At 70.9% G+C, this 11,711-nt stretch carries 8 protein-coding genes and 1 pseudogene; 6 read left to right on the forward strand and 3 right to left on the reverse strand.

Annotated elements, in window-relative coordinates; translation table 11 throughout:
* The 3 genes and pseudogenes from D7Y11_RS44250 to D7Y11_RS13150 all read left to right on the forward strand — a co-directional run.
* Window positions 1-253, forward strand: a pseudogene (locus tag D7Y11_RS44250) (hypothetical protein); the annotation flags it as partial.
* Window positions 254-588: 335 nt separating this feature from the next.
* Window positions 589-2,376 carry a tetratricopeptide repeat protein gene (locus tag D7Y11_RS43270; RefSeq protein ID WP_158624519.1) on the forward strand — a complete coding sequence of 596 codons (1,788 nt, stop codon included), beginning with the start codon at window positions 589-591 and terminating at the stop codon, window positions 2,374-2,376.
* A 145-nt stretch (window positions 2,377-2,521) separates the two neighbouring features.
* A complete protein-coding gene (locus tag D7Y11_RS13150) occupies window positions 2,522-3,091 on the forward strand; it encodes a hypothetical protein (RefSeq protein ID WP_120579843.1) in 570 nt (189 codons plus the stop codon).
* Window positions 3,092-3,142: 51 nt separating this feature from the next.
* On the opposite strand, the gene D7Y11_RS13155 is transcribed toward D7Y11_RS13150, so the two are convergent.
* A complete protein-coding gene (locus tag D7Y11_RS13155) occupies window positions 3,143-3,733 on the reverse strand; it encodes a DUF938 domain-containing protein (protein WP_126933863.1) in 591 nt (196 codons plus the stop codon).
* A gap of 193 nt (window positions 3,734-3,926) precedes the next feature.
* Between D7Y11_RS13155 and D7Y11_RS13160 the strand changes: the two genes are divergently transcribed.
* Window positions 3,927-5,528 carry a cell wall anchor protein gene (locus D7Y11_RS13160; protein WP_233607276.1) on the forward strand — a complete coding sequence of 534 codons (1,602 nt, stop codon included), beginning with the start codon at window positions 3,927-3,929 and terminating at the stop codon, window positions 5,526-5,528.
* 141 nt (window positions 5,529-5,669) lie between these two features.
* A complete protein-coding gene (locus D7Y11_RS13165) occupies window positions 5,670-7,619 on the forward strand; it encodes an FG-GAP-like repeat-containing protein (RefSeq protein WP_126933865.1) in 1,950 nt (649 codons plus the stop codon).
* Between the two features lie 33 nt (window positions 7,620-7,652).
* On the opposite strand, the gene D7Y11_RS13170 is transcribed toward D7Y11_RS13165, so the two are convergent.
* Window positions 7,653-8,942, reverse strand: coding sequence for a hypothetical protein (locus D7Y11_RS13170; protein WP_126933866.1), 1,290 nt, complete (start codon window positions 8,940-8,942; stop codon window positions 7,653-7,655).
* Between the two features lie 159 nt (window positions 8,943-9,101).
* Here D7Y11_RS13170 and D7Y11_RS13175 point away from each other — a divergent pair, with 159 nt between their 5' ends.
* The gene (locus D7Y11_RS13175) at window positions 9,102-10,382 is read left to right on the forward strand and encodes an amidohydrolase family protein (protein WP_126933867.1); all 1,281 of its coding nucleotides are present in this window, start codon (window positions 9,102-9,104) and stop codon (window positions 10,380-10,382) included.
* Between the two features lie 9 nt (window positions 10,383-10,391).
* On the opposite strand, the gene D7Y11_RS13180 is transcribed toward D7Y11_RS13175, so the two are convergent.
* Window positions 10,392-11,708 carry a pitrilysin family protein gene (locus tag D7Y11_RS13180; protein WP_126933868.1) on the reverse strand — a complete coding sequence of 439 codons (1,317 nt, stop codon included), beginning with the start codon at window positions 11,706-11,708 and terminating at the stop codon, window positions 10,392-10,394.
* Window positions 11,709-11,711 lie beyond the last annotated feature (3 nt).

Consider the following 11,711-nt stretch of genomic DNA (forward strand, 5'->3'; position numbering starts at 1 on the left):
GGTGGACACCATCCTGGGGCGCAGGAACGCGGAGCGCCCTCCCCCACCGCCCCGGGGCGACACGGCCCGTCCCCCTCCGGGTCCGGACGCGCGTGGCCCTTCGGGTGGACCGGGACAGGACGGCCGGCCCAACGGATCGCGCCCGCCAGGGGACGAGGGCCGCATGCGCTCGCCGTCCCCGAGGACCGACGGAGCACCACCGCCGCCCAATCAGCAGCCTCCCGCGCAGCCCCAACAGCCGCCGCGGCGCTGAAGGCGGGGTCGTCAGCGCAGGAGGGTTCCCGCCTCGAATCTCCAAAACCTGTCCGACTGTCCGACAGGTTTCCGCAGCCCGGATGAAGCGGCGGCCCCCTGCCGCGGTTGTCCAAAACCTGTCCGACTGTCGGACAGGTTTGTCCGGGTCGCCGCCAAGGGGGCGTGTTCCCTCAGGGTTCTCGACTCGCCTCCATCTGGACGGGAGTCATGTCAGAGGACCTGGCGACGCCGTGAGCACGGACTGGGTCGGTGTGCACCGGGCTCTCTCCCCGTGCCGGATGGCGCGGTGCGCTGCCCTCGCACCCGTGCGGGGAATGCGCTACGTCGCGGTGCGTGTGGACGGGCCTGCTGCTCCTGGTGGCGCTCGCGGCCGGGGAGCCGTTGGAGGACGCGCGCGAGTCCTTTGCGGCGGGCCGGTACGCGGAGGCGGAACAGCAGGCGCTCCAGGCCCCACCTTCTGGCGCCTCGCTGTACCTCGTGGGACTGGCCCGCTTCCGCTTGGGCCGTCCCGCGGAAGCGCTGGAGGCCCTGGAGGCCGCGGGGCACGCTTCGGATGCTCCGGAGCCCGACGCCTGGAACTTCAACCGGGGCGCATGCCTCTACGCCCTGGGGCGCTTCGCGGAGGCGGAGGAGGCTTTCGCGCGCGTCCGTGAAGGTGCCCCACTCGCCCGCGTGGCGTGGATCAACGCTGGCTTCGCCGCGTTCGACGCGGGCGCTCCGGACCGTGCCGCGCAATGGGCGGAGCGAGCCTCGCCGGGTGCATCCACGGCGGAGGCGCTGCAGGTAGAGGAGCTGCGCGCCCTGGTCTCGCCCGCCGTGAACGAAGGGGATGAGGCCTACCGTCAGGGACTCGCGTCCTTCGACGCCGGCCGGTTCGACGAGGCCCGTGCGCACTTCCTGCGCGCGGCGGAGCGGCAGCCCGACTCCGGCAGGGCCCGGCTCATGGCGGGTGCGTCGGCCTGGCGCATGGGCTCACGCGCGGAGGCCCGCGAGGACCTCACCGTGGCGCTCGCGCTGACGTTGACCCCGCTGGACCGCGCGACGGCGTATCAGTACCTGGACCTGCTCTCCCACGGACTGCGCTCCAGCGGCCCGGCCCTCTGGGCCTCCGCGACCGTGGGGCCGGGCTTCGACAGCAACGTGCTCCAGGTAGGCGTCGCGGCCCGCGACGTGTCCGGCGCGAACGCGGACGTGGTGACCGCGAGCCCCTTCGCGGAGGCCAGCGTGGGCATCACCGCGCGCTTCCGCCTGTCCGACCGGCTCTTCGCGGCCCTGTCCTACGGCGGCAGCCAGCGCGCCTACTCTGAATCCTCCGTCCGGGACTACTCGCTCCAGCTCCACCGCGCGACGGCGGCCGCGGAGTGGGAGGCCGCGCACCGGGTGCGCGTGGGGTTCCTCGCGGGCGGAGACATCTTCTTCACCGGCCTGGCGGACTTCCGGGGACTCCAGGCCTCCGTGAATGCCACCGCGTGGCTGGCCTGGGACGAAACCGAACACACCAGCACGCGGCTGGACCTGGGCGCCGCCGGCAAGGACGGAATTGGAGAGGAGTTCGCCTACCTCACCGGTCCACGTCTGGACGCGACGCTGTCCCAGGAATGGCGCCTGGGGCCCGCGAGCATCACCGCGTGGTACCGCTACCGGCAGGACCGCATCGGCACGCTGGAGCAATCCTTCACCAGCGAGGATGCATCCCTCGTGTCGCAGACGTATGTCATTCCGTTCGGCTTCACGGGTCACGCCGTGGGCGTGGCCAGCCGGTGGCAACCCCTGCCATGGCTCACCGCCAGCCTGGACGCGGACGTGGAGTGGCGCCGCTACCTGGAGGACAACGCCCTGCGCGTCGTGACGGCCGGAGGAGACACCGAGACGTGGGACGTCCGCCGCCGCCACGACACGCGCTTCGTGCTCATCCCCTCCGTGAGCGCCCGGCTGTCGAGCCACCTGCGGCTCACCGCTCGCTACGAGTTGCTGGTGAACCGCTCCAACATCGACACGCGACTGACGGACGACGACCCCGCCGCGTGCGAAGGCGCGGAGCACCTCTGCCACGCGTATGACGCCACGAACGGCAACTACGAGAAGCACGGGGTGATGCTCCAGCTCGAAGCCGTGTGGTGAGCCGGCCCCGCGTGTCCGCTCCCCGATAGCGCTGTCCATCCACGGGGTGGGGCCTTCAGGCAAGGCAGCGTGGAGGAAGTGTTGCAAGGGCTGGGATGCCTCTCCACCTTGCCGCACGACGAACCCACGACAGAGGAGGCACACCATGCCCATGTCCCGACTGCCGCTGATGCTCGCCGCGACCACGGCGCTTTGTTTCTCCGCGGGTTGTTCCAAGAAGGGGATGCACAAGGAGGAGTCCAAGGAGCCGATGTCCGCCACCGCGATGTCGTCCACGGGAGACCAGCGCTGCCCCATGTCCGTTCCGGGCGCGCAGGTCCAGACGCAGGACACGTCCGACGGCGTGGCGCTCATGTTCACCACGTCCGACCCGTCGCAGGTGTCCGACCTCCAGGCGCGCGCCCGACGGATGCTGAACGAGCAGTCCAAGCGCACCGCCAGCGCGGAGACACCCCTGGACCTGGCGCAGGAGGAGGACCTGGGCGACAGCGCCACGGAGATGCAGGATGGCCGCGACGATAGCGGCACCGGCGGAGGTGGCGCCCAGGGCATGGCCGGGGCGCCCAGCGTCCCCTCCAAGGCCGTGGCAACGGACACGCCGGAGGGCATCACCATCACCTACTCCGCGCAGGACCACATGCAGCAGCGCCAGCTCATCGACGAGGTCCACGAGACCGCCCGCCAGCTGAAGGGCGGCAACTGCCCCGGCATGTAGCCCATGCCCACGCGCCGGGACGGCGTGACGAGCGCCGTCCCGGCGGAAGTCCTACCGGCGGAACACCACCGTGAGGTTGTTGCTCGGCATCTCCACCACGCGCTCGCGCTGGAGCCCGTGGCGCGCCGCCTCCGCGGTCACCGCGCCCAGCTCGCGCACGCCCCAGGACGGGTCGCGCGCGCGGAGCGATTCGTCGAAGGCGAGGTTGCTCGGCGCGGCCTCCTTCCCCTCCACGAAGTAGGGGCCGTACAGCACCAGCCGTCCGCCCGGACGCAATACCCGCGCCGCGCCCCGCATCAATCCCTGGCAGGCCGCCCACGGCGAGATGTGGATCATGTTCACGCAGAGCACGGCGTCCGCGTGCTCCACCGGCCATGCGTCCGAGCTCGCGTCCAGCAAACGCGCGGGCAGGACATTGGCCAACCCTTCCTCCACGCGCCACGCGTCGATGCTCTCCAGCGACGACGGGTCGCCGTCCGTCGGCTGCCAGGTCAGCCCCGGGAACGCCTTCGCGAAGAAGGCCGCGTGCTGGCCGGTGCCGCTCGCCACCTCCAGCAACGTGCCCTCCGTGGGCAGCACCTCCCGGAGGACGGCGAGGAGCGGTTCGCGGTTGCGTTCGGTGGCCGGGGCGTGACGCTTCATGCCCTCCCCTCTTCCACACCCGAGCACGCGAGGAAAGGCCTCTCGCGGAAGATTGCAATCACAGTCAAACCGGCGGGCGCCCGCGCACGGAATCCGCAACACTTTCCGGGACCTGTCGAAAACCTCCTGCCTCGACTCGCCTCATCCCCAGGCAGGAGTGACCTTGACGTTCTTCAACCGGAATGTTTCACACATGCTGTGCTCGGTATCGCTGCTCACGCTCGCGAGTTGCGGGCCGTTGGCGGAAGACGCCTCCTCCCTCCCCGAGCAGGAGGTCGCGACCGCCCGGCAGGCGGTGTCCAACATCGCGTACCGGAGCAGCGCCACGGCGGGCGGCAGCACGCGCACGTCGCTGAGCATCGCGAAGCCCACGGGCACGGCGGTGGGTGACGTGCTGCTGGCGCGCATCATCAACCGCAACAACGTGGCCGCGGTGGCGACGCCTCCCGCGGGCTGGACACTGGTTCGCTCGGACCAGAGCGCGTCGCAGCTCAAGGCGTGGATCTTCTACAAGGTCGCCACCGCGTCCGAGCCGTCCACGTACGCGTTCAACATCGACATCGCCAGCTACATGGCCGGCAGCATCTCCGCGTTCTCCGGCGTGGACACGGCCAACCCCATCGACGCGCAGACGGGCCAGAAGAACGGCCTCACCGCCAGCTTCAACACGCCCGCCCTCTCCACCAGCACGGCCAACGGCGTCGCGGTGTGGTTCGGCTCGCAGCTGTGGACCGGCGCCGCGTGCCCGGCAAGCCCCATCGTCCCGCCCGCGGGCTTCACCGAACCCGAGGACACCTGCCTCGTGTCCTCGTCCACGGGCGTCATCTACAACGTGGCCTACAAGGACCTGGGTGCCGCGGGCGCGCAGGGCTCGTTCAACGGCTCCTCCCCCTACGCGGAGACGAACACCGCGCAGGTGGTGGCGCTGCGCGCGGCCAACGCCTCCACCTCCTGCTCCGTGGGGGACACCTTCTCCACCGCGTACACCACCCAGGGCACCGTGACGGCCACCGCGCTGGTGGAGCCGTCGGGCATCGCCGCCAGCCGCCTCACGCCGGGCGTCCTCTACGCGCACAACGAGGACACCACCGCCATCGTCGCCATCAGCACCGCGGACGCGAGCACGAAGGGCACCTTCACCGTGTCCAACGTGACGCCCGCGGACTGGGAGGACGTCGCCACCGGCCCGTGCCCCGCTGGCCAGTGCATCTACATGGGCGACATCGGCCGCTCGAGCGCCAACTTCCCCACGCCGCCGTCCACCTTCGCCGTCTACCGCATCCCGGAGCCCGACATCGGCGCGGGCCAGACAAGTGGAAACCTCACCGCCGAGGCCTTCCCCTTCCAGTACCCGGACACGCCCAAGGACGCGGAGACCATCATGGTCCACCCCACCACGGGCGACATCTACATCGTCACCAAGTCCTACTCGGGCGCGAGCAAGGTCTACAAGTTCCCCCAGCCGCTCCCCACGCCGGGAACGATGAGCACGCTCGTGTTCGTGGCCAACCTCCCGCTGCCCACCACCACGGACACCAACTACGGCGCCGCCACGTCCGGCGCCATCCACCCGTGCGCCAACCGCTTCCTGCTGCGCACCTACCGCAAGGTGTATGAGTTCCGCGCCGCCACCGGCGCGGCCTTCGAGACCGCGTTCGCCGCCACGCCCGTCTCCCTGACGGACACCGTGGAAGGACAAGGCGAGGCCATCGAGTACGACCCGACCGGCACGGCCTATTACACGATGAGCGAGTCGCCCTCGCCCTTCAAGCTCAAGCGCGTCGTGCGCCAGTAGCCCGCAATCGCAGTCATGCCCAGGCCGCGTCCGGCGCCCCACGCCGGGCGCGGCCTTCGCGCGCCGTGAGACATCCACGGCGCGCCAGCATGCCTGGACGGAATTTATGTTATTTCTCGTTTTCCATATATAATCGCAGCAATGCGATGCTTCCGTCCCCATCTCGCGCGCGCCGCCGCGCTGCTCTCGGTGTTCACTCCGTTGCTGGCCTGTGGGCCGGACGGAGGCGCGCCGCCCTCCCCTGACGCGCTGCCCGGACAGTCACGGGCGTTGGCGACGACGGAGCACAAGGCGTTCCGGGTGATGACGTACAACGTGCGCGGTCCCCTGGACACGGGCGTGCGCGCGTGGCCCAACCGCAAGGCGGCGGTCCTCCAGCGCATCCTCGCGAACAACGCGGACATCGTCGGCGTGCAGGAGGCCCAGGCGCCCTCGGGCGGCCCCAGCATCCCCGCGGACCTCATCGCGGGGCTCACGGGCGCGGACAAGCCCTACGGCGTCTACAACCCGGGCGGCGGCAGCCCGAAGCTCATCTTCTTCAAGAAGAACCGCTTCGAGATTGCCCCCGAGGTCGGCCAGGGCAACGAGGCGCTCGTGAATCCCTACGCCTCCAGCGCCACGTGCTTCAGCCACGCGGAGGGGAAGAAGATTGCCTGGGTGGGCCTGCGCGACCTGACGTCCGGCCAGGTGTACTTCGTGGCCAACACGCACTTCGCCTACGCGGCGGCGTGCTCACTGGGGCGGCTCAAGGAGGCCGAGCAGATGGCGTCGTTCCTGGCCACGAAGCCCGGGGGCCTGCCGGTCATCGCCATGGGGGACTTCAACTCCGACGCGCAGGGCCAGTCCACGCCGGGGGAGACCACCATCGCGGACCTGGAGGGCGGGGCCCGGCTGTTCCGCACCGCGCGCTTCGACGGCGTGACGGGCGAGGCTGACGCCACGTTCAACAACGCGTGGAGCGGCTCCACGTCCACGAAGTACCAGCGGCTGGACTACATCTTCCACAACGGGGGCGCGCTCACCTCGTCCGCGCCCGCCATCGACCGGACGGAGAGCGGCGGCCTCACGCCGTCGGACCACTACCCGGTGCTCGCCACCCTTCGCCCGTCCATCTTCACCGCGGGCTCCACCCTTTCGCCCACGCCCAACGGCACGTCCACCAGCACGCAGCTGTTCTTCGCGGACGTCACCGGAGATGGCTGCGCGGACCGCATCACCTGGAACTACGCGGTGGGCGAAGGCGAGACGTGGGTGGCGAAGTCGAAGTGCGACGGCGGCTTCGCCACGGCGGTGAAGAACACGGGCGCGACGAGCGGTGTCGCCACCACGCGCTTCTTCTTCGCGGACGTCACCGGCGACGGCTGCGCGGACAAGGTCCTCTGGCGGCCCAACCTGGGGGACGGCGAGGTGCGCATCTACCCCGCGAAGTGCGACGGCACCTTCGGCGACCGCGTGGCCGTCACCCAGGCGGCCAGCACCAGCGACGCCACGCGCTTCTTCTTCGCGGACATCACCGGCGACGGGTGCGCGGACCTGGTGCGCTGGAACCCCACGCAGAGGTCCGGCGCGTTCGACACCTTCGTGTCGAAGTGCAACGGCACAGTGTCGTTCGGCGCCGCGGTGACGAGCACGACGGGAGCGAACACGAGCGCTGGCACCCGCGTGTCCTTCGCGGACGTGGACGGCGACGGCAAGGCGGACCGCATCCTCTGGAATCCGGACCAGGAAGGGGGCCGCACGCGCGTGTACCGCTCCACCGGCGCGGGGGCGTTCGTGCTGTTCTTCCTGCACGAGTCAGGCACCAGCGGCGTGGACACGTCCCGCTTCTACTTCGCGGACGTGGACGGCGACGGCAAGGCGGACAAGGTCTTCTGGCGGCCGGGCTTCCGCGAGGGCCGGATGCAAATCTATCCGAGCACCGGCACCAACTTCGCGGGCAGCCCGGTGATGGACAACACGGGCTTCAGCAACTCGGAGAACACCGGCTTCTTCTTCGCGGACATCGACGGCCGGGACGGCGCGGACAAGGTGTACTGGAACCCCGGCAACTACGACGGCGACACCAAGGTGTTCCGCGCGCTGGCGCCGTAGCGGCAAGGCGCCAGCACGCGGAAGGGGCGCGCTTCAGTCCTGGAGGATGAGCTCGCTGTGCGAGAGCGTTTCCCACGCGTCCAGTCCGTTCACGGCAGGGGCCTCCTTGAAGAGGCTTTGGTAGCCGCGGCCCGTCCCCAGGAAGCTCGAGCCCCACACCAGGGTGTGGCGGCCCACGCCCAGTTGCGTCCTGGGTGCGACGCCCTCTGGCAGGGTGAAGAGGGTGAAGCCGTCCCGGGTCGCGGGAGCGGTGATGACCCAGGAGAACCGCTGCTCGTAGTCAACGGGCAACAGGCGCACCATCACGCTGTGAGCGGCAGGGTCAGCGCTCCAGCGCACCGTCAGGCCCGAGCGCTGCGCCGAACCCGGCGCCTCCGCCGTGCCCGGCGTGGGTGAGGTGAGCGTCATGGGCGCGGGCAGGGCCAACCGCGTGACGCCCCGGGGAGCCGGCGAGGCATTCGCCACCACAGTCCCGGGCTGGCCGGGGCTGCCCGCCGCCACGGACAGCCGGACCTCCACGGCGTCGAACGGCGGCGTCCGGGCCAGGACCGGGAGCTCGATGGGCTCGGCACCGGAGGTGGTCCTCGTGAAGAGGACATCCGACCCGAGCAGGAAGGAGGCGGAGACGTTTCCCACCGGCGCATAGGGCTGGACCTCCGGCACCTCGACAGACAGCAGCTGGTCCACCGGGTGGTCCATGGGGAGGACCAGGTCCCCGACCGTCCGCCCCTCCCCCACGGCGATGTCCCGCAACAGCCCCACCTTCTGGGCGTTGAACCGGTCGGTGACGACCAGCGCCACCTTGCCGGGGTTTTCACCCATCACGTCGAGGCGAAAGCTCCCATCCGACTCGGCCAGCGTGTGGCCCGTGAAGCCCTTTCCCACCACGTACACATTCGTCCAGGAGAACCCATTGTTCGTCACGCGTCCGGTGAGGGTGGCCTGCCGGGTGGATGACGGGAGGTCCTCGGGTGAGCCCAGGATGGAGCGGACCCACACCTCCGAGCCCTCCACGCCCAGCGCCGTGCTGACCATCACTTCGTCTCCGAGCTTCACGACGAAGGTGATGTCCTGCGGGCGGGTGGTGGCCGCGCCCTCGAACCGCGCGATGCCGTCACGGCCCAGGGGCTGACGAAAGAGGCTGCCATCCCCCAGCAGGACGGTGACGTCCTCCATTTGGGGGAGGAGCCGGGCGAAGGCCCACCAGTCCGAGTGGACGATGAGGGCGGACGGGCCCGCCGTCCCCGCATCCGGAGACTTCGGGTCGGTCTTGTCGCCACAGGCGACGCACAGCAGCACGGCAAGCGCGAACAGTCGATTCATGGAAGATCCCCCTGAAGAAGGGTGCAGCGTCCGGAAGCCGGCCCCCCCAAGCACGCACCCAACCCACCGGGACTCATACACGAAGATGAGCCCTCCTTGGGCCCTACCCCACCAACCCATGGCCCCGGACGGTGCGACGCGCGCAGACTGCGCCCCCACATGCGCGCCCTGCTCCTAGCCACCGTCCTGTCCGGGGTCCTCGTCTCCGCGTCCGCGCGGGCCCAGGTCCCTGCCCGTTCCTACGTGCTGCGCCCCGCGCGCGTCTTCGACGGCACCGCCGCGAAGCCCCATACGGGCTGGGTGGTGGTCGTCACCGGCGAGCGCATCGTCGCGGTGGGAGCGTCCCAGGGCGTGAAGGCGCCGGAGGGGGCGGAGGTCATCGACCTGCCCGGCGCGACGCTGCTGCCCGGCCTCATCGAAGGCCACTCGCACCTGTTCCTGCATCCGTACAACGAGGCGACCTGGAACGACCAGGTGCTCAAGGAGTCCCTGGCGCTGCGCGTGGCGCGGGCCACCAACCACGCGAAGGCGACGCTGATGGCGGGCTTCACCACCACGCGTGACCTGGGCACGGAGGGCGCGGCGGACGCGGACGTGGGCCTCAAGCAGGCCATCGACCAGGGCATCATCCCGGGCCCGCGCATGGTCGTCACCACGCGCGCGCTGGTGGCCACCGGCAGCTACGGCCCCAAGGGCTTCGCGTCCGAATGGACCGTGCCCCAGGGCGCGGAGGAGGCGGACGGCGTGGACGGCCTCACGCGCGCGGTGCGCGGGCAGATGGGGCTCGGCGCGGATTGGATCAAGGTCTACGGCGACTACCGCTGGGGCCCTCGCGGCGAGGCGCTCCCCACCTTCTCCCAGGAGGAGATGCGCCTCATCGTGGAGACGGCGAGGAGCGGCGGGCGCCCGGTGGCCGTGCACGCCAGCACGCCGGAGGGCATGAAGCGCGCGGTGCTCGCCGGCGCGGAGAGCATCGAGCACGGCGACGCCGGTACGCCGGAGGTCTGGAAGCTGATGGCCCAACGGGGCGTGTTCCTGTGCCCCACGCTGGCGGCGGGCGACGCCATGCTCCAGTACCGCGGCTGGAAGCGCGGCGTGGACCCGGAGCCCGAGTCCTCGAAGAAGAAGCGCGAGGGCCTCAAGGCCGCGCTGGCGGCGGGCGTGCCCCTGTGCGTGGGTGGGGACTCGGGCGTCTTCACGCACGGGGAGAACGCGCGCGAACTGGAGCTGCTGGTGGCCAGCGGCGTGACGCCCGCGCAGGCGCTCCAGGCGGCCACCTCCGGCAACGCGCGCATGCTGCATTGGGAGGACCGCGTCGGGCAGGTGAAGGCCGGGCTCTTCGCGGACCTGGTCGCCGTGGAGGGAGACCCCACGCAGGACATCAGCGCCGTGCGACAGGTGCGGCTGGTGATGAAGGGCGGCACGCTGTACCGGCGCTGAAAGCCAGGCTCAGAGCGGCGTGCTCACGATGCGCACGGAGCGCTCCTCCACGAAGTACCGGCGAACGAAGTCCTTGATTCCCGCGGGCGTGAGCGGAGGCGGCGGCTGGAGGAAGCCCAGGTCCGTGCCGCCCTCCCGGCGCGGCTCCGAGGCCTCCGCCGCCAGGGCATCCGCCAACGCCGGGCCCGCGCTCGACAGCCCGTCCACCTCGCGCCGTCCCCGCTGGGCCAGCAGCTTCTGCTCGACGGCGGAGGGCGGACGCTTCGCCAACGACTCGAAGGTCTCCTGCATCCGCGACGGCAGGAGGGAGCCGTCCAGGGAGCGCGTGTACGCGAACGCCAGGAGCAGGTCGTTGCCGCGCAGCGTGAGGCACCGCACGTCCACGCCGGAGACGATGGGCTCCTTGACGTGCACCGCGAGCAGCAGCCGCAGCTCGAGCAGCGCCGCCACCGCTCGGCACGTCGCCCTCGCCTCCTTGGGGAGCGCATAGCCCAGCGTCACGAAGGTGTTGTCCGCCCGTGTCTCCTGCTCCACCGGGAAGAGGGCCTCCTCCAGCGCGGGCGCCACCTGCTCCTCCGCCAGGGCCGGCGCCAGCCGGTAGCCCTCGTCCACCAGGCGGCGCGCGTCGTCTCCGCCCACGGCGCCCGTGAAGACAAGCGAGACGTTGGAGGTGAGGTACTCCGAAGCGTAGAACCTCAGCACGTCCTCGCGCGTGATGCGGCCGCGCGAGTCCCGCGAACCGATGAGCGCGTAGGCGGCGGACACGCTGGAGAAGAGGGCCCCTTCAATCTGGCTGCCCAGCAGCGAGTCCTTGAAGTGGTACGTGCTCTCCGTCTGGATGATGCCCAGCTCGCGCTCCAGCCGCTTGCCGCCGGGGAGCATGGGACTGGTCACCATGCGCAGCATGTCCCGGGCCAACGGGACGAACGCGCTCGCGGGAGCATCCAGCATGTACACGGTGGCGTTCGACAGGGTGTGGGCATTCAGCACGCCGCCGGCCGCCTCCACGCGCGCGCGCAGCTCCGGGCCCGCCAGGTCCTGGCTGCCGTGGAACACCAGGTGCTCCACCAGGTGCGCCAGGCCCTCCTTGCCCGGCGGATCATGCGAGGCGCCGGAGCGCACCACCACGCGCAGCGACGCGGTGTCCGACGCGGGCTGGGGCACCAGCAGCAGCTCCGTCCCATCCAACAGCGTCTCGGAGGTGATGGCCGGCGCGGCGGCGGCGGGCTGGGACGCGGTCTGCTTGCGTGAAGCCGCGCCCACCGGGGACGCGGCGAGCAGCACCCACCCGAGCAGCGCGGGCATCCAGGAGAAAGGGCGAGGCATGGG

Source organism: Corallococcus sp. AB018 (assembly GCF_003986945.1).
Classification (GTDB): Bacteria; Myxococcota; Myxococcia; order Myxococcales; family Myxococcaceae; genus Corallococcus; species Corallococcus exiguus.